Raw genomic sequence first — 18,066 nt, forward strand, 5'->3', positions numbered from 1 at the left:
CCCATGCGCATCCTCTTCGTCCACCAGAACATGCCCGGCCAGTACCGGGAGCTTCTGGCCTGGCTGGTCGGGCAGGGCGGGCACGAGGTCGTCTTCCTGACCCAGCGGCGGGACCATCCGGACATGCCCGGTGTCCGGCAGGTGATCTATCGCCCGCACCACGCCGCGGCCGAAAATGCCTACGGCTTGTCGAAGGTCTGGGAGGAAGCGGCGGGAACCGCCTACGGCGCGGCGCAGGCGATGGCCGGACTGCGCGACGAGGGTTTCGTGCCCGACATCGTGCTCGGCCATACCGGCTGGGGCGAACTTCTGTTCGTGAAGCAGGTTCTGCCCGACACGCCGGTCCTGGGGTTCTTCGAATACTATTACCGCGCCCGGGGCGGCCCGGTCGGCTTCGACCCGGAGGAGCCCCCCGCCGCAACCGCGCCGTTCCTGCTCGCCGCGCGCAACGCCGTGCCGAACAGCGCGATCCTGGCCGTCGATCGCGGGATCTGCCCAACGCTCTGGCAGCGCGATACCTTTCCGGCGTCGTTCCACGACCGGCTATCGGTCTGCCACGACGGCATCCGCACCGACCGGCTCGGTCCCGATCCGCAGGTCGAGTTGAACCTCGGTCGGGCCGGGCGGCTGACGCGCGACGACGAGATCGTCACCTACGTCGCGCGCAACATGGAGCGGACGCGCGGCTTCCACGTGCTGATGCGCGCGCTGCCGGCGATCCAGGCGGCGCGGCCGAAGGCGCGCATCCTGATCGTCGGCGGCTCCGGCGCGTCCTACGGGCGGGCGAGCGCGGCGGAGGGCGGCTTCCGCGCCGAACTCGAAGCCGAGGTCGGCCACCTCGTCGACTGGGACCGTGTGCATTTCCTGGGCCGCGTGCCCTACGAGGCCTTCCGTAAGATCGTGCAGGTCAGCCGCTGCCACATCTACCTGACGATGCCCTTCGTGCTATCCTGGTCGCTCCTGGAGGCGATGGCGATGGAGGCCACGATCGTCGCCTCCGACGTGGCGCCGGTGCGCGAGGTGATGACCGACGGCGAGACCGGCCGCCTCGTCGATTTCCACGACCCGGCGGCGCTGGCGGAGACGGTGACGGACGTGCTCGCCCGGCCGGAGGCGCATGCCGGTCTCGGCCGTGCCGCCCGCGCGCATGTCGTGGCGGAGTACGATTTCCTCACCGCATGCCTTCCGCGCCAGATCGCCGAGATCAACGCGCTGGTGCCGCCGGAGCGTCGCCTGCATCTCTGAGATGCGACGACAGGCGTGATGCGGCAAGGGCAGCCCTTGCCCGAGTTGCGCCGCCCGGACGGCCCGCGTATCTGCCGCCCATGAACGATGACCTCGAGACCGGACGGGAGGTGCTGCGGACCGAGGCCGCAGCGCTCGACGCGCTCGCCGACGACATGCCGCAGGGTTTCGCGGGCGTCGTCGACCTGATCGCCGCGGTGCCGGGTCGCGTGATCGTCACCGGCATCGGCAAATCCGGCCACATCGCCCGCAAGGTGGCCGCGACGATGGCCTCGACCGGCACGCCCGCGCTCTTCGTCCATCCCGCCGAGGCGAGCCACGGGGACATGGGCATGATCGGCCCGGACGACGTGGTGCTGATGCTGTCGAACTCGGGCGAGGCGGTGGAGTTGCGCGACATCATCGCCCATACCCGCCGCTTCGGCGTGCCGCTGATCGGGCTGTCCTCGCGCCCCGACTCGACCCTGATGCGCGCGGCCGACCATCACCTGACGATCCCGGCGCTGCCCGAGGCCTGCGGGCTAGGCGTCGTGCCGACGACCTCGACCACGCTGACGCTGGGCCTGGGCGATGCGCTTGCCGTGGCGCTGCTCCGGCGGCGGAACTTCCGGGCGGAGGATTTCGGCGTGTTCCATCCCGGCGGCAAGCTCGGCGCGCAAATGGCGCGGGTTGCAAGCCTGATGCACACGGACGTGCCGACGGTCCGGCCGGACACGCCGATGTCGGAGGTGCTGCTCGCGATGACGTCGGGGGGCTTCGGCATCGCCGCAGTGGTCGAGCGCGGAAAGCTCCTCGGCGTCATCACCGACGGCGACCTGCGCCGCAACATGGCGAACCTGATGTCGCGATGCGCCGGGGACGTGGCGACGCGAACGCCGCTCACCCTGCCGCCGGAGGAGCTCGCCGCCCGAGCCCTCGCCGTGCTGAACGCGCGCAAGCTCAACGTCCTCATCGTCGTGGAGGACGGCGCCCCGGTGGGCGTGCTGCATATCCACGACCTTCTCCGAGCGGGGGTCGCATGAAGACCGTCATCCTTATTCCGGCGCGCTACGCCTCCACCCGCTATCCCGGCAAGCCGCTGGCCGAGCTGCGCCAGCGGGACGGCAGCACCAGGACGCTGATCCAGATGACCTGGGAGGCGGCGCAGGCGGTCGCGGGCGTGGACGCGATCCACGTGGCGACCGACGACGACCGCATCCGCGCCGCCTGCGAGGGGTTCGGCGCTTCCGTCCTGATGACCTCGCCCGAGGCCGCGAACGGGACCGAGCGCTGCGCCGACGCGCTGGACCGGATCGAGGCCGACCTGATCGTGAACCTGCAGGGCGACGCGCCGCTGACGCCGCCGTGGTTCGTCGAGGCGCTGATCGAGCGGATGCGGACCGATCGCGAGGCCGCCGTCGCCACGCCGGTCCTGCGCTGCGACCGGCAGACCTACGAGATGTTCGTGGAGGATCGCCGCGCGGGTCGCGTGGGCGGCACCACCGCCGTCTTCGACCGAACCGGCCACGGCCTCTACTTCTCAAAGGAAGTGATTCCCTGGATCGCGCCCGGCCGGGTGCCCGACCCGGTGCCCGTCTTCCACCATGTCGGCGTCTACGCCTACCGCCCCGACGCGCTGCGCGCCTATACCGGCTGGCCGGAGGGGGTGCTGGAGGCGCGCGAGGGGCTGGAGCAGCTTCGATTCCTCGAGAACGGCGCGACCGTCGCCTGCGTCGAGGTCGAGGCCCGTGGCCGCGTCTTCTGGGAGCTCAACAACCCCGAGGACATCCCCCGCATCGAAGCCGTCCTGCAAGGAGCCTGAGCCCATGGACCCCATCGCCTCGAACGTCGTGGACGTGGCCGGCATCCCGGTCGGCGGCCATCATCCCTTCGCCCTCATCACCGGACCCTGCCAGCTGGAATCGCTCGACCACGCGCGGATGATGGCCGAGCGGATCACGGCGGCCTGCGACGCGACCGGCACGCGGTTCGTCTTCAAGGCCAGCTACGACAAGGCCAACCGCTCCTCCATCGGCACGGCGCGGGGCCTCGGGATGGAGGAGGGGCTGCGCATCCTCGCCGGGATCAAGGACGAGTTCGGCTGCCCGGTCCTGACCGACGTGCACCTGCCCGACCATTGCGCCACCGCGGCGGAGGTCTGCGACGTCCTGCAAATCCCGGCCTTCCTGTCGCGGCAGACGGATCTCCTGCTTGCCGCAGGCGAGACGGGGCGCGTCATCAACGTCAAGAAGGGTCAGTTCCTCGCGCCCTGGGACATGGCCAACGTCGCCGCCAAGATCGAGAGCACCGGGAACCGGAACATCCTCCTCTGCGAGCGGGGCACGAGCTTCGGCTACAACACCCTCGTCAGCGATTTTCGCGGCCTGCCGGTGATGGAGCGGACGGGCTATCCGGTGGTCTTCGACGCCACCCATTCGGTGCAGCAGCCGGGCGGGCAGGGCACGTCCTCGGGCGGGCAGCGCGAATTCGCCCCCGTCCTTGCCCGCGCCGCCTGCGCCGTCGGCGTCTCCGCGCTGTTCATCGAGACGCATCAGGACCCCGACACCGCGCCGTCCGACGGGCCGAACATGATCCCGGTCGACCGGATGGAGGCGCTGATCGGAGAGTTGCGGGCCTTCGACGACCTGCGCAAGGCCCAGTGAGGCAACCGATCCGGCCCGCTCGCGTTCGGTTCCAACAGACGGGGGACGTGCATGTTCGAGTGGATCACCGGCGTGATGGCGGCTGGCGGGTATCTGGCCGTCGCCGGCCTGATGCTGCTCGAGAACATCTTTCCCCCGATCCCGTCCGAGGTCGTGATGCCGCTGGCGGGCTTCCTCGCGGCGACGGGGGAGCTTTCGTTCCTCGGTGTTCTCGTCGCGGGCACCGTCGGCTCGGTCGCGGGCGCGACCTTCTGGTACTGGATTGGCCTGAAGCTCGGCGAGGATCGCCTGCGCCGCTTCACCGAGCGTCATGGACGCTGGCTGACGATCTCGCCCGAGGAGGTCGACCGCGCCTCGGACTGGTTCCGCCGTCACGGGGCCTGGGCGATCCTGATCGGACGCATCCTGCCGGGGCTGCGGACGCTGATCTCGGTTCCCGCCGGCGTCGCGCGGATGCCGCTCCTGCCGTTCCTGTTCTACACGACGCTGGGCAGTGTGGTCTGGATCGCGGGTCTCACCGTGCTGGGCTACCTGCTCGAGGCGCAATACGAGCGCGTGGCCGGCTGGCTCGACCCGGTCAGTTGGGTCGTGGTGGGCACGCTGGTCGCGGTCTATGTGTGGCGGCTCGTGCGGCAGGCGCGGGAATAGCTCTCTATCGCCCGGCACTTTGAACGCTTGAAGTAACCGTCCAATCCGTCACGTCAGGATAGTGCCGCCGCCGCCAGGCGCGCACCCGCGGGTTCATCGTCCGGCGCCAGAGCGGGGGCACCATCGCCAGCGCGGTCATCGCCGGATAGCCGGCGGGGAGTTGCGGGGCGGCGGTCTCGCCGTAGGTCTGCAGGAGCGGAAACGGGCGGTCGGGCCGGACGTGGTGATCGGAATGGCGCTGTAGGTTGATCAGCATCCAGTTCGACGCCCGCTTCGCCGAGTTCCACGAATGGTGCGGCCGCACCGGCTCGTAGCGCCCGTTTGCCAGCTTGCGCCGGGACAGGCCGTAATGCTCGACGTAGTTCACGAGCTCCAGCTGCCAGATCGCCGTCGTCGCCTGCACCGCGAAGAGCGCTAGCCCGAGCCAGCCGCCGGCGAGAACGGCCAGCGCCAGCATCGCGCCCTGCAACGCGGCGTAACGCCAGAACGGGTTCGCCCGGTGCGAAGCCGGCAGCCCCTTGCGCGCAAGCATCGCGGCCTCCGCCCGCCAGGCCGAGAGCGCGCTCTGCAGCACGACACGGGGCAGGAACCGGTGGAACCCCTCGTTGTAGCGCGCCGTCGCCGGATCGCGCGGCGTGCCGACATGGCGGTGATGGACCAGCAGGTGCTCGGAGCGGAAATGCGAGTACAGCACCATCGCCAGCAGCACGTCCCCGAGCCAGCGGTCGAGCCTCGGCCGCCGATGCACCAGTTCGTGCGCGTAATTGATGCCGATCGTGCCAGACACGACCCCCATCCCGAAGAACAGGCCCCACATCTCCAATGCGGAGAGATGCGCCGTCCGGCTGACGTAGAGGATGAGCCCGTAGAGCGTAGCGACCTGCACCGGCCCCCAGAGGAGCGTGATCGCGCGGTACCACCCCAGCGTGGCGTCGTCGGTCGCGGGGTCGGCATTGCGCGCATCCTCCCCCGCGATCGCATCAAGGAGCGAGAACAGGCCCCAAGCATAGACCGGCACCGCCGCGATCCACCAGCCGCCGAGCATCGCGCCGGCCCAGATCACCGGCACCATGGTGAGCGAACTCCAGAACGGGAGCGCCGCGACGGGGGAGCGCAGATGGGCGTCGGGTATCGTCGTCATCGCGCCTGTCTGTCGGGGGATCGGTTAACGAAAGGTTACCGCCCCCCGCATCGCTTATGTTTCGCGTTTCGTTTCGGCCCAGAGCGCGTGGGCCTTGGCGAAAAGCGTTGGCAGCGCGCCCGGATCTAGCACCTCCCACCGACCCCGGTCCGGATTTCCGGCCACGTTGGTGGCGTGGACGTCGAGCGTCAGGTCGAAATGCGTGAAGCCGTGACGGACGCTGCCGATCCGCTGCCACGGCGCTGCGAAGGGCGGGGCATCGTCCGGCGCGTCGCTCCAGTCCGACGTCGGGAAGGCCAGCATGCCGCCGAGCAGGCCGGAGCCGGGTCGCGTCTCCACCAGCCATTCCGCCCCGCGCCGGGCGAGGTAGACATGGCCGCGCCGGGCGGGCTTCGCGGCCTTCGGCGCCTTGCGCGGCAATGTCGTGGCGATCCCTGCGGCCCGTGCCGCGCAATCCGGCGACAAGGGGCAGAGCATGCAGGCGGGCCTGCGGGGCGTGCAGATCGTCGCGCCCAGATCCATGACCGCCTGCGCGTGATCGCCGGGCCGGTCCGACGGCGTCATCTCCGCCGCGACCGCCCGGATCTCCGTACGCGCCGCCGGCAGCGGCGTCTCGATGGCCGCGAGCCGGGACATGACCCGCTCCACGTTGCCGTCCACCACCACGGCCGGCTCCCCGAAGGCGATCGCCGCGATGGCCGCCGCCGTGTAGGGGCCGATGCCGGGCAGGGCGCGCAGGCCCGCCTCTGTCCCGGGGAAGCGCCCGCCATGCTCGGCCACGACGACCCGTGCGCATTTCAGCAGGTTGCGCGCCCGCGCGTAGTATCCGAGCCCGGCCCAGGCCGCCATCACCGCCCCGTCCTCGGCGGCGGCGAGGTCGGCGACGGTTGGCCAGGTCGCCGTGAAGGTCGCGAAGTAGCCCTTCACCGCCGCCACCGTCGTCTGCTGCAGCATCACCTCGCTCAGCCAGACGCGATAGGGATCGGCGCGACGCGTCGCGCCCGGCGGCATCCGCCACGGCAGGTCGCGCGCATGCAGGTCGTACCAGGCCAGCAGCGCCTCGCTCCGCGGATCACGCATAAATGTAGTCGTCCCCTGTTTCCCGCACCCCACCGTCATGTAGGCTCCGCGCGAGCTTCGAGGAACCCCGGCCCCCCATGACCCGATTCCGCAAATCCGCGCGCCGCGTCTCCGCCCTCGTCGAGGGCGACGTCCGACGTCTGGGCGAGCGGCGCGGGTTCTCGGAGACGCGGCTGCTCACGCACTGGGCCGAGATCGTCGGCGCCGAGGCCGCGGCGATGAGTCGCCCGGTGAAGGTGTCCTTCCCGCGCGGCGGCTTCGGCGCCACGCTCACGCTGCTGACCACCGGGGCGCAGGCGCCGATGCTGCAGATGATCCTGCCGCGCCTGAAGGAACGGGTGAACGCCTGCTACGGCTATTCCGCGATCAGCCGGATCGACGTGACCCAGACCGCGCCCACCGGGTTCGAGGAGGGGCAGGTGGCCTTCGCGGCACGTCCGAAGGCGCCGAAGGAACCGCCGCCCGAAGCGATCGAACGCGCCCGGCCGCTGGCGGAGGGCGTGGGCGACGAGGGCCTGCGCCGCTCGCTTGAACGGCTCGGGGCCAACATCATATCGAAACGAGGCGCCTGATGCGGCGCGACCAGACGGAGACCACGATGATCACGCGACGCAAAGCCCTGACCCACACCGCGACCGGACTGGTGCTTGCCGGCCTCTGCAATTTCCTGCCCGCGGGCCTGATCGGTGCCGCCAACGCGCAGGAGGCCGGTGCGATCGAGGATGTCACCCTGGGCGATGCGGACGCGCCGGTGAAGATCGTCGAATACGCGAGCTACACCTGCCCGCATTGTGCGAGCTTCCACAACGACACGTTCGAGGCGTTCAAGCGCGACTACATCGACACCGGCAAGGTGCACTTTACCTACCGGGAGGTGTATTTCGACCGCTACGGCCTCTGGGCGTCGATGATCGCCCGCTGCGCCGGCCCGGACCGCTATTTTGGGGTGTCCGATCTGCTCTACTCGACACAATCCGACTGGGCGCGACAGGGCGATCCGGCCGATGTCGCGGCGAGCCTGAAGCGCATCGGCGCGCAGGCGGGCCTGTCCTCGGAGGAAGCGGATGCCTGCCTGCAGGATGCCGAAAAGGCGCAGGCGCTGGTGAACTGGTACGAGGAGAACGTGGCGGCCGACAACATCCGCTCGACGCCGTCCTTCCTCGTCAACGGGGCGCTGCATGCCGGCAACATGAGTCTCGAGCAGATCGCATCGCTGGTCGAAGAGGCGAGCTGAGGCGAGCGCGGCGTCATGCCGACGGCCCCTACGCGCAGCCGGGGGCCGACCTCTCCGGATGACGTCCCTGGGTCGATCGCGCCGTAAGGACCTTCAAAGCCCGATCCGGGCGAGCGCCGTCTCGAGCGGCGCGTCGTCCTCGATCTTCAGCCGCACCGGCAGCGTCAGCACGCGGCCGCGCAGCGCGGGCGGCAGGCGCACCGCGTCCTTCTCCGTCGTGACCGGCTGCGCCGAGAGCTTCGCCGCCCGCTCGCCCAGACGGCGTAGCAGCGCCAGCGTCAGCGGCTGATGGTCCGACAGCGCCTCGGTCCCGCGCAGCTCCACACCCAAAGTGCGCAGCGTGTCGAAGAACTTCTCCGGCCGACCGATCCCGGCGAAGGCGAAGACCGGCAGCCCGGCCCAGTCCATCCCCGTCCGGAGCGGCGCCAGATGCCCCCGGAGCCGCGGCGGTTCGTCGGGCAGCGCGACGGCACCGTCCCCGATCGTCAGCGTCAGGTCCGCGCGCGCCAGCCCCGCCGCCACGGGTTCGCGCAAGGGGCCGGCCGGGATCACGCGTCCGTTCCCGAACCCCGCCCCGGCATCGACCACCACGATCGAGAGGTCCTTCACGAGCGCGGGGTTCTGGAACCCGTCGTCGAGCAGCACCGCCTGCGCCCCGGCCGCGACCGCCGCCCGCGCACCGGCGGCCCGGTCCTTCGCCACCCAGGTCGGCGCGAAGGCTGCGAGCAGGAGCGGCTCGTCGCCCACCTCCGCTGCGTCGTGCCGGGCGGCGTCCACCTGCACCGGCCCTTCGAGCCGCCCGCCATGCCCGCGCGAGACGACATGCGCGGCGACGCCCCGGGCCGCCAGACGCTCGGCCAGCGCGATCACCGTCGGCGTCTTGCCTGCCCCGCCGGCGGTCAGGTTGCCGACGCAGATCACCGGCACGCCCACCCGCGCCCCCGCCCGCGCGACACGGCGCGCCGTGCCGCGGGCATAGAGCGCGCCCAGCGGCGACAGGAGGTGGGAAAGCGGGCCCGGCGGGCGCGACCAGAAGCCGGGCGCCTTCATCAATCGACCCCGTCGAGCATCGCGAAGAGCAGGTCCATCGCCTTCTCGGTCACCTCCGCCCCCTCGGAGCAGACCTCCCAGGCGGCATGCGCCATGCGTGCGGTCACGTCCGGCTCCAGCACCTCCGCGAGCGCCGGGCCCAGCGTCTCCGCCGTGATCTCGCGGCTGGCCCCGGCCGCCCGCAGCCGGTCGTAGATGTCGGCGAAGTTCGCGATCCCGGCGCCGTGCAGGATGGCGCTTCCGAGGGCCGCGGGCTCGAACGGGTTGTGGCCGCCCACCTCCACGAGGGACCCGCCGACGAAGCTAACGGTGCAGATGCGGTACCAGAGCCCCATCTCCCCCATCGTGTCGGCCACGTAGATCTGCGTCTCCGGCGTGATCTCCTCGCCCGCCGAGCGCTGCGCCACCCGCCAGCCGCCGCCGCGCAGGTCGGCGATGATCGCGTCGGCGCGGTCGGGGTGCCGCGGCGCGATCACGAGGAGGAGCTTGTGCCAGGACCGCAATGCGGTGCGGTGCGCCGTGGCGGCCAGCGCCTCCTCGCCCGCATGGGTCGATGCCGCGAGCCAGCAGGGCCGGCCGCCGAGCGCGGCGGCGATACGCACCCGCTCCGGCTCGTCGTGGGGCAGGGCGGCAGAGCCCTCCTTGAGCGTGCCCGTCACCTCGAGCCGCTCTGCGGGCAGGCCGAGCGACAGCAACCGATCCGCCGTCGCCTGCTCCTGCGCGTGGACATGCGCGACTTTCCGGAGCAGGGTCCGCGACGCCCCCTTGGCGAAGCGCCAGCGGCGGTAGGCGCGCTCGGTCATCCGCGCGTTGATCATCGACAGCGGAATGCCCCGCGAAACGGTCTCGTGGATCAGCGCCGGCCAGATCTCCCCCTCGGCCAGCACGGCGATGTCGGGCCGCCAATGGTCGAGGAATCGGCGCATCCAGGCACGTATGTCGAGCGGCACGTATTGGTGGATCGTGCGCGCGGGCAGGCGTCCGGCGAGCACCTGCGCGGAGGTCACGGTCCCCGTCGTCAGCAGGAACGACAGCTCCGTGCGCTCCTCCCCCATCCGCCGGATCATCTCGAGGAGCGACACGCTCTCGCCCACGCTCGCCGCGTGAAGCCACATCAGCGGACCGTCGGGACGGTCGACCGAAGCGAGGCCCCGGCGCTCGTCGAGGCGCGCGCCATCCTCCTTGCCCTCGGTCAGACGGCGGGCGAGCAGCCGCTCGCCGTGCCGCTGCGCGCGATCGGACCAGAACAGATACGCCCCGAGAACGGGAGATGGGAGCATGGCGTTCAGCCGAGCTCCTCGGTCGGCGAGGCCGCGGCCTCCTCGTCGCGCAGGCGGTGGATATGGGCGATGAAGTAGCGCATGTGGGCATCGTCCACGGTACGCTGCGCGGCGGCCTTCCAGGCGTCGTAGGCGGAGGCGTAGTCGGGGAACATGCCCACGATGTCGATCTGGTCGACATCGGTGAACTGGGTCGAGCTCGGGTTCACGAGTTCGCCGCCGAAGACGAGATGCAGGCGTTGGACCATGTCGGATCTCCCATGTCTGTCGCCCGCCTGTAACGCGTCCGTCGCGTGGGTTGAAGCTCAGACCAGCCTGTCGAGAAGCGCGTCGGCGACGAGCGGCGTTCCGGCCACCACCCCGTCGAGCCGCGGCTCCGGGTTGTTGAAGCGAAGCGGCCCGCCGTGCCGGTCCGCCACCCGGCCCCCGGCCTCCGCGACGATCAGGGCGCCGGCCGCGATGTCCCATTCCCAGGCCGGCCGCAGCGTCACCATCGCGTCGAAGGACCCTTCGGCCACCAGCGCGAGGCGGTAAGCCAGCGAGGAGCGGAACTTGCGCACGATCGGGGGGAGCCCGCCCTTCCAGTGCGCGTCGGCGAAGTTCGCCCGCGTGCCGAGCACCTCGGCCCCGTCGAGCCGGCTCCGCATGCTGACCCCGATCGCCGTGCCGTTCCTGGTGGTGCCGAGGCCGCGCGCGGCGAGGTAGAGGTCGTCCTTCATCGGCAGATGGATCGCCGCGGCGAGCGGCACCCCGTCCTCGACCACGGCGAGGGAATGGCTGAAATTCTCCGATCCCTCCATGAACGCCCGCGTCCCGTCGATCGGATCGACGACAAAGACCCGCGCGCAATCCCGCCGCGCCGGTCCGTCCGGCGTCTCTTCCGAAAGCCAGCCATAGTCGGGTCGAGCCTTGCAGAGCCGGTCGCGCAGCATGGCGTCGACGGCGAGGTCGGCCTCCGTCACCGGGCCCTGGCCGCCGCCCTTGTCCCAGCTTTCGGGGTCGCGCCTGAAATGCCGTCGCGCGATCTCGCCCGCCGCCCGCGCCGCGTCCGCCAGCAGCGCGCGGTCGACGGCGGCGTCAGGCGCCGGCAATCGTGAGGCCTTCCACCAGAAGCGACGGGACCTGGCGGCTGACATAGGTGCGGGCGTCGTTTGCGGGCACGATCGAGCGCAGCATCGGGCGGAGGTTGCCCGCCACGGTGCATTCGTTGACCGGCCGCACGATCTCTCCGTTCTCGACCCAGAAGCCGGAGGCGCCGCGGGAATAATCGCCGGTCGTGGCCGAGATCGAGGCTCCGATCATCGAGGTGATGAGCAGCCCGGTCCCCATCTCCGCCAGCAGATCCCCCCGGGTCCGCGTGCCCGGCGTGAGGATCACGTTCGTCGGCGCCGGCCCGGGCGCGGATGAGGTGCCGCGCGCGGCGTTGCCGGTGCTGGTCATCCCGAGCTTCCGGGCGGTGCGCAGGTCGAGGATCCAGCCCTGCAGCACGCCGTTCGCCACGATGTCCCACGGCGCGACCGGCAGGCCCTCGTCGTCGAAGGGCTGGCTCCGCATCAGACGGCGCAAGGTGGGATCGTCGGTCAGCGTGAGCCCGGCGGGCAGCACCGCCTCGCCGAGCGCGTCGTGCAGGAAGGTCGCGCCCCTTGCCACGGCCCGGCCGTTCACCGCGCCGAGCAGGTGGCCGATCAGCGTTCCCGCGACGCGCTCGTCGTAGACCACGGGCCAGGCCCCGGTCGGCGGCTTGGTCGCGCCGAGATTGGCGACGGTGCGTTCGCCCGCGATCCGGCCCACCTTCTCCGGTGCGTCCAGGTCCGACCGATGCACCCGGCCGTCGCCGTAATAGTCCCGCTCCATGCCGGTGCCCGCGCCGGCGATGGCGACGCAGCCGATCGAGGTCTGCGTCCGGCCGTAGCCGCCGGAAAACCCGTTCGTCGCCGCCATGTGGAACCGCGTCTCCTCGTAGTTCGCACCCGCCTCGGACACCTGCGTGACGCCGCGCACGTCGAGCGCGGCGGCCTCCGCCCTGAGCGCGATCTCCTGCAACTCGGCCGGCAGGGGAACCGGCGCCGGATCCATAAGGTCGAGCGCTTCTACGTCCCAGTCGCGCGCGAGCCGGTCCGGGTCGGCCAGCCCGATGAAGGGGTCTTCCGGCGCTTCCCGCGCCATCGCCACGGCGCGCTCCGCCATCCGTTCGAGCGTCGCCGGCGCGGCATCGGAGGCGGAGACGATGGCCTGACGGTTGCCGAGGAACACGCGCAGGCCGATCTCGATTTCCTCGGCGCGCTCCGCCTTCTCCAGCCGGCCGCCCTGCACCTCGATATCGATGGCCTTCGTCTCGGCCGCGACCGCGTCGGCGGCACCGGCACCGGCCCGCCGCGCGACATGGAGAAGCTGTTCCGTCAGTCGGGGCAGGTCGGTCATGTCTCGCTCGCGTTCGGGGGCTGCGTCTCGCAGGTAGCCCCGGGGTGCGGCGGGAACAAGGGCGCGGCCGGCGTGCTCAGCGCAGCGGCAGGCCGTTCGCGCTGATGCCGCCATCCGCCTCGAACTCGATCGTGGATTCGAGCTGATCCTCGCCCACCTGCTCCGCGACGGCGCCGGACATGCCCTTGACGAAGGCCGCCTGCTCCGCCGGTATCAGACCGAGCGCGACCAGCCGGTCGATCAGCGCGAAGCCCCCGTCGAGCGCGAGGTCGATCGTGCCCACCGGCACGGTCGGATCGGGGGTGGGGAAATCGAGATCGCCCGAGCCGCGCAACACCGCGCCAAGGGCGTCGATGAGCACCTCGTTCAGAACGAGCGACGTCAGCTCACCCGGCGGTCCGGCGAGGTTCGCGAACGCGTCCGGTCCGCCGAACAGGTCCACGCTCATCTCCGCCGTCCCGTCGACATCCACGACCAGCGACGCCGGATCGCGCGGCAATTGCCCCGTCGGATCGACCAGACCCCAGACGGCTTCGTCGATCGACAGATCCTGCAATCTCAGGTCGAGGCCGAAGGGCGCCTCCGTGCCCACTTCCGCCAACGGCAGGGTCACGCCGGAGCTCGCCTCCGCCATCGTGACCTCGACCGGGACCGGGAAGTTCGGCAAGCCGAGCGTCATCGCGTTGTTCGTCGTGCCGAGCAGGTAGGTCAGCGTGTCGCCCGTCATCTCGAACGTGGCGCGCCCGGACTCGGACCGGCCTTCGATCTCGCTCGGGCCCTGGCCGTTTTCGACCTCCGGCTCGAGCCGGAGCGTCGCGCCGGCATGGCGAAGCTCGCCCGCATAGGTGATGTTGCTGTCCGCAAGGCTCTCGACCGGCTCTTCGGGCATCTCGCCGTAATTGCCCGTGATCTCGCCCTCGATCCCCGTGGCGCCGTAGCTCAGGCTGTCGGGCGCCTCGACCGGTCCTGCGCTGACCGTCAACGCCTCCGCCTGGATCTCCTGTGCGAAGGCGTTGGGGTCGCCGTCGAGGCCGGATCGGTACTCGGAGGCGACGCCCGACAGGCCGAGGGTAAAGCTTTGAGGGGCGGGGAGGTCCGGGTCGGAGGTCTCGCCGTCGCTCGCCTCGATCCGAAGCGTCTCGCCGTCGATGTCGTAGAGCCGCACGCCGTCGTCCTCGCTGACCACGACCGTGAGCCCCTCCTGCGACAGCCGCATCGTCTGCGTCTGCGTGACGTCGCCGAAGGTCGAGGTCGTCTCCGCCTCGATCGCGTCGTCGAAGCCGATCTCGACCTCTCCGTTCGACGTCTCCGTCAGGGTGAAGTCGCCGTAGCTCGACACGCTCTCCGTGCCCGCAACCGTGCTGGTGGCCGTGACATCGGTCAGCGTCAGCACGCCGCCCGCGTAATCCTCGGACCCGGCCGCGAGCGTCCCGCCCATCCGGGCGTAGACGTCCTGCCAGTCGGACCAGATCGTCTGCGCGTCGATATCGGCCACGGCCCCGCCGGCAGTGGACAGCATCAGGACGGCGGCCCCGGCAAAGGCATGTTTCGGCATGTTCGCGTTTCCTCTAGACAGGTCGCGAATACATGATCCGACCCTGCGGGCAGGGTCAACGGGGGCATCCATGACCGACCTGACAGGCAAGACCATCCTCATCACCGGCGCATCCCGCGGCATCGGCGCCGCGGCCGCACGCGCCTTCGCCGAAGCCGGCGGCAACGTCGCGCTCCTGTCGCGCGGAACCGAGGCGATCGCGGACCTCGCCGGGGAAATCGGGCCGAAGGCGCTCGCCATTCCCTGCGACATCGCCCGCTGGACCGAGGTCGCCCGCGCGGTCGAGGCGACGGTCAACGCCTTCGGCGGGCTTGACGTGATCGTGAACAATGCCGGCGTCATCGACCCCATCGCGGGGATCGCACAGGGCGAGCCGGACGCTTGGTCGACGGCGATCGACGTGAACCTGAAGGGCGTCTATCACGGCATGCGCGCCGCGCTCCCCGTCATGCTGGGTCAGAAATCCGGCACCGTCATCACCATCAGCTCCGGCGCGGCCAGCAACCCGCTCGAGGGCTGGTCGGCCTATTGCGCGTCCAAGGCGGGCGCGAAGATGCTGACGGAATGCCTGCACAAGGAGCATGGCCGCACGCTGCGCGTCATGGGCCTCTCGCCCGGCACGGTCGCCACGCAGATGCAGCGCGACATCAAGGAAAGCGGGATCGGCCCCGTGGCGCAGCTCGACTGGTCGGCGCACATTCCGCCCGAATGGGTGGCGCGGGCGCTGGTTTGGATGTGCGGGCCGGAGGCCGACGATCTGCGCGGCACCGAGCTGTCGCTCAGGGACGAGGGGCTGCGCGGCCGGATCGGTCTCGCGTGATCCGGGCTGCGCGCGACGGCGACGTCCTGACGCTGACGCTCGACCGGCCGGAGAAGGCGAACGCGCTGACCGCCGGGATGCTCACGGCGCTGCTCGGGCATGTCCGGGAGGCCGACGATCTGCGGCTGATGATCCTGACCGGGGCGGGCGACGCGGTGTTCAGCGCCGGCGCCGATCTCGGGGAGATGCGCGCCGGACTCGCCACTTCGCCGCTGTGGGAGGAGGTCTCGGGCGCCATCGCGACCATGCCCTGTCTCACGGTGGCGGCGCTGAATGGCACGCTGGCCGGCGGGTCCTTCGGGATGGCGCTGGCCTGCGACATCCGGCTGGCCGTGCCCCACGCCGCGTTCTTCTATCCGGTGGCGAAACTGGGCTTCCTGCCGCAGCCTTCGGACCCGGCACGGCTTGCCCGCCTCGTGGGTCCGGCGCGTGCGAAGCTCATTCTCGCAGGCGGCGCGCGACTCGACGCGTCCGAGGCATTGGCCTTCGGTCTGGTGGACCGGATTGAGCCGGACCCCGTCGCTGGGGCGCGCGATCTCGCCCCCGGTTCTGCCGAGCATGTCCGGGCGATCAAGGCGATGGTGCCGTAGCAGGTATTCTCCACCCGTGGCACGCAGGGCAGCCCCGCTCGCGGCCGGGCGTTTCCTTCTCCGTCAAACACTCACGGGCCGAGGATTTGACGTCTCGGCAGAATGAAAGCGGCAACCTAAAAGGCCGCCGCTTTCGTCAACTTACTTGATTAATCCAACCCGGCCGAACTGCGAGATCAATCCAGCCCGGCCATGACCTTGTCCAGCGTCGCCGGCAGGTTGCGCACGCGGACGCCTGTGGCTTGGTAGATGCCGTTGACCACCGCCGCCGCCGCGCCGCAGATGCCGAGCTCGCCGATGCCCTTGACCTGCATCGGGTTGGCCCAAGGGTCGCGCTCCTCGAGCAGGTTCACCGTGATCTGCGGCACGTCGAGGTTCACCGGCAGGTGGTACTCGGCGAGGTCGCGATTGACGATGTGGCCGTCGCGCGGGTCGTGCATCAGCTCCTCGGTCAGCGCCATGCCGATGCCGAAGGTCATGCCGCCGAGGCATTGCGACCGCGCCGTCTTGGGGTTCAGGATGCGGCCCGCGGCGAAGCTGCCATGCATCCGCCGGACTCGCGTCTCGCCGGTGACTGCGTTCACCGCCACCTCGCAGAAATACGACCCCCAGGTCGCCTGGCGAACGGCGTCGCCGGTATCGCCCGGCTCGATATGGCCCTCGCTCTCCACCGGACCGTCGAGCACCTGCGCCAGCGGGACCGAGCGGTTGCCGGCGATGGCCATGCCGTCCTTCAGCGTCAGGTCTTCCTCGGTCGTGTCGAGCGCCTCGGCGATCCTCTGGCGAACGCCCTGACAAGCGAGGAAGACGGAGGCCCCGGAGGAGCCCGCACCCCACGAGCCTCCGGAGCCGGAGGCCGGCGGCAGGTCGGTATCGCCCAGCACCGTCTTCACGTCGGCGGCATGGAGGCCCAGCATCTCGGCGGCGAGCTGCGTCAGGATGGCGTAGGTGCCGGTGCCGATATCGGTCATGTCCGTCTCGACCAGCGCGGTGCCGTCGGGCTGGAGCGTCACGCGCGCCTTCGACTCCATCAGCGAGTTCACGCGGACGGCGCTCGCCATGCCCTGACCGATAAGCCACTCGCCCTCGCGGCGGCCGCCCGGCTCGGGCAGGGTGTCGTCCCATCCGAAGGTCCGGGCGCCGTCGTCGAGCGCCTCCGCCAGCTTGTGCGAGGAGAACGGGATCTCGCTCGTCGGGTCCTGGTCCGGTATATTACGCCGGCGCAGCTCCACGGGGTCGATCCCGGCAGCGCGGGCCAGTTCGTCCATCGCGATCTCGAAGATCGTGATCCCGACCGCCTCGCCCGGCGCGCGGACGGAGCCGGCGCAGGTGCGGCTGACGCGGGCGATGTGGTGGCCGATCTGGCGGTGCACGCCACCGTAGAGGAACGGCGTCGCCTGCGTCACCGGTTCCGAGAAGCTCTCGTCGGGCAGGTTCGACACCCAAGCATCGTGACCGATCCCCGAGAGGACACCGTCGGCATCGGCCGCGAGCCGGACACGCTGCTTCGTCTCCGACCGGCGCATCGTCGCCTCGAAGACCTGCTGACGCGAGAGGACGACGCCCACCGGGCGACCGGTCTCCTTCGCGGCGAGCGCGGCACCCACGGCATCGGGCGCGATGCCGAGCTTCGAGCCGAAGCCGCCGCCGACATAGGGCGACAGCAGGCGCACGTTCGACGGGTCGATGCCGAGCGAATCCGCGATCTCGTTGCGGTTGTACTTGAGCATCTGCAGCGAGCCGCGCAGCAGCAGCTTGTCGCCGTCCCATTCCGCGATGGCCGCATGCGGCTCCATCGCGGCGGAGTTGTGGGCGGGCGTCGTGTATTCCCGGTCCACACTGAAGGCCGCCTCGGCCATCGCCGTGTCGAGGTCGCCCTGCGCGGATTGCTGGTCCTCGGGCGTGTCGTAGTCGGTCGGATTGACCGGCTGCCGGTCGGCCTCGGCGATGTCGAAGGTCACGGTCATGGCCGCCGCGCGGGCGGTCTCGAACGTGTCGGCCACGACGAGCGCGATGGGCTGGCCGATATAGTAGATGTCGCCATCGGGCTGCACCGGCGCGGCGTTCGCGGTGCCCTGGCACGGGTTGCGGATCAGCTTCGCGCCGGAGATCACCGTCTCCACCCCCGCGATGCCGCGGGCGATCGCGTCGTCCATCCTCGCAAGCCGACCGATCTTCGGCGCGCGCACGAAGTAGCCGTGCAGCATTCCGGCGGGCTGGACCTCGTGGGCGTAAGGCGCGCGGCCGGACACCTTAAGGGGACCTTCGGGGCGGTCGAGCGGCGTGGACAGGACGCCCTGCGCCATGTCGTCGAGGCGGTTGCGCCGGTCGGGCGCGTCCATCTTCTGGTGGATCGTCAT

18 protein-coding genes are annotated in these 18,066 nt (G+C 70.7%); 9 read left to right on the forward strand and 9 right to left on the reverse strand.

Annotated elements, in window-relative coordinates:
- Window positions 1-3 precede the first annotated feature (3 nt).
- From Q1A87_RS06005 to Q1A87_RS06025, 5 genes are all read left to right on the forward strand, one after another.
- Window positions 4-1,245: a glycosyltransferase family 4 protein gene (locus Q1A87_RS06005; protein WP_299648203.1), complete on the forward strand. Its 1,242-nt coding sequence runs from the start codon at window positions 4-6 to the stop codon at window positions 1,243-1,245.
- A gap of 80 nt (window positions 1,246-1,325) precedes the next feature.
- The gene (locus Q1A87_RS06010; RefSeq protein WP_299648206.1) at window positions 1,326-2,267 is read left to right on the forward strand and encodes a KpsF/GutQ family sugar-phosphate isomerase; all 942 of its coding nucleotides are present in this window, start codon (window positions 1,326-1,328) and stop codon (window positions 2,265-2,267) included.
- Window positions 2,264-3,046 carry a manno-octulosonate cytidylyltransferase gene (locus Q1A87_RS06015; RefSeq protein WP_299648209.1) on the forward strand — a complete coding sequence of 261 codons (783 nt, stop codon included), beginning with the start codon at window positions 2,264-2,266 and terminating at the stop codon, window positions 3,044-3,046. The genes Q1A87_RS06010 and Q1A87_RS06015 overlap by 4 nt, the downstream gene beginning before the upstream one ends.
- Window positions 3,047-3,050: 4 nt before the next feature.
- Window positions 3,051-3,887 (forward strand): 3-deoxy-8-phosphooctulonate synthase, encoded by an 837-nt coding sequence (kdsA, locus tag Q1A87_RS06020; protein WP_299648212.1) that lies wholly within the window; start codon window positions 3,051-3,053, stop codon window positions 3,885-3,887.
- A 51-nt stretch (window positions 3,888-3,938) separates the two neighbouring features.
- Window positions 3,939-4,535 carry a DedA family protein gene (locus Q1A87_RS06025; protein WP_299648215.1) on the forward strand — a complete coding sequence of 199 codons (597 nt, stop codon included), beginning with the start codon at window positions 3,939-3,941 and terminating at the stop codon, window positions 4,533-4,535.
- Between the two features lie 4 nt (window positions 4,536-4,539).
- On the opposite strand, the gene Q1A87_RS06030 is transcribed toward Q1A87_RS06025, so the two are convergent.
- The gene (locus Q1A87_RS06030; RefSeq protein ID WP_299648218.1) at window positions 4,540-5,676 is read right to left on the reverse strand and encodes an alkane 1-monooxygenase; all 1,137 of its coding nucleotides are present in this window, start codon (window positions 5,674-5,676) and stop codon (window positions 4,540-4,542) included.
- 54 nt (window positions 5,677-5,730) lie between these two features.
- Entirely contained in the window at window positions 5,731-6,756 is a 1,026-nt protein-coding gene (gene mutY, locus Q1A87_RS06035) for an A/G-specific adenine glycosylase (protein WP_299648221.1), read from the reverse strand.
- A 77-nt stretch (window positions 6,757-6,833) separates the two neighbouring features.
- On the opposite strand from mutY, the gene Q1A87_RS06040 reads away from it, so the two are divergent.
- Window positions 6,834-7,328 (forward strand): DciA family protein, encoded by a 495-nt coding sequence (locus tag Q1A87_RS06040; RefSeq protein WP_299648224.1) that lies wholly within the window; start codon window positions 6,834-6,836, stop codon window positions 7,326-7,328.
- A gap of 26 nt (window positions 7,329-7,354) precedes the next feature.
- A complete protein-coding gene (locus tag Q1A87_RS06045) occupies window positions 7,355-7,990 on the forward strand; it encodes a DsbA family protein (RefSeq protein ID WP_299648227.1) in 636 nt (211 codons plus the stop codon).
- Window positions 7,991-8,083: 93 nt separating this feature from the next.
- Here the strand turns inward: Q1A87_RS06045 and lpxK are convergent, their stop codons facing one another.
- The 6 genes from lpxK to Q1A87_RS06075 form a co-directional block, all read right to left on the reverse strand.
- Complete coding sequence (gene lpxK / locus Q1A87_RS06050) at window positions 8,084-9,040, reverse strand: tetraacyldisaccharide 4'-kinase (protein WP_299648230.1); 957 nt, start codon at window positions 9,038-9,040, stop codon at window positions 8,084-8,086.
- Window positions 9,040-10,320 carry a 3-deoxy-D-manno-octulosonic acid transferase gene (locus tag Q1A87_RS06055; RefSeq protein WP_299648233.1) on the reverse strand — a complete coding sequence of 427 codons (1,281 nt, stop codon included), beginning with the start codon at window positions 10,318-10,320 and terminating at the stop codon, window positions 9,040-9,042. The genes lpxK and Q1A87_RS06055 overlap by 1 nt, the downstream gene beginning before the upstream one ends.
- Before the next feature lie 5 nt (window positions 10,321-10,325).
- A complete protein-coding gene (locus Q1A87_RS06060; RefSeq protein WP_299648236.1) occupies window positions 10,326-10,568 on the reverse strand; it encodes a DUF4170 domain-containing protein in 243 nt (80 codons plus the stop codon).
- Window positions 10,569-10,625: 57 nt separating this feature from the next.
- A complete protein-coding gene (locus tag Q1A87_RS06065; protein ID WP_299648239.1) occupies window positions 10,626-11,411 on the reverse strand; it encodes a 3'(2'),5'-bisphosphate nucleotidase CysQ in 786 nt (261 codons plus the stop codon).
- Window positions 11,398-12,741, reverse strand: a complete 1,344-nt coding sequence (locus Q1A87_RS06070) for a TldD/PmbA family protein (RefSeq protein WP_299648242.1) — start codon at window positions 12,739-12,741, stop codon at window positions 11,398-11,400. Before Q1A87_RS06070 ends, Q1A87_RS06065 begins: the two co-directional genes overlap by 14 nt.
- A 76-nt stretch (window positions 12,742-12,817) precedes the next feature.
- Window positions 12,818-14,296, reverse strand: a complete 1,479-nt coding sequence (locus tag Q1A87_RS06075; RefSeq protein ID WP_299648245.1) for a hypothetical protein — start codon at window positions 14,294-14,296, stop codon at window positions 12,818-12,820.
- A 70-nt stretch (window positions 14,297-14,366) separates the two neighbouring features.
- Between Q1A87_RS06075 and Q1A87_RS06080 the strand changes: the two genes are divergently transcribed.
- Both Q1A87_RS06080 and Q1A87_RS06085 read left to right on the forward strand, forming a co-directional pair.
- On the forward strand, window positions 14,367-15,116 hold the full coding sequence (locus Q1A87_RS06080; RefSeq protein ID WP_299648248.1) for an SDR family NAD(P)-dependent oxidoreductase: 750 nt from the start codon (window positions 14,367-14,369) through the stop codon (window positions 15,114-15,116).
- Window positions 15,113-15,706, forward strand: coding sequence for an enoyl-CoA hydratase/isomerase family protein (locus Q1A87_RS06085; RefSeq protein WP_299648251.1), 594 nt, complete (start codon window positions 15,113-15,115; stop codon window positions 15,704-15,706). The genes Q1A87_RS06080 and Q1A87_RS06085 overlap by 4 nt, the downstream gene beginning before the upstream one ends.
- A 176-nt stretch (window positions 15,707-15,882) precedes the next feature.
- Here the strand turns inward: Q1A87_RS06085 and Q1A87_RS06090 are convergent, their stop codons facing one another.
- Window positions 15,883-18,066: a xanthine dehydrogenase family protein molybdopterin-binding subunit gene (locus Q1A87_RS06090; RefSeq protein WP_299648254.1), complete on the reverse strand. Its 2,184-nt coding sequence runs from the start codon at window positions 18,064-18,066 to the stop codon at window positions 15,883-15,885.

The sequence above is a fragment of the uncultured Jannaschia sp. genome (assembly GCF_947494055.1).
In the GTDB taxonomy this organism is placed as follows: Bacteria; Pseudomonadota; Alphaproteobacteria; order Rhodobacterales; family Rhodobacteraceae; genus Jannaschia.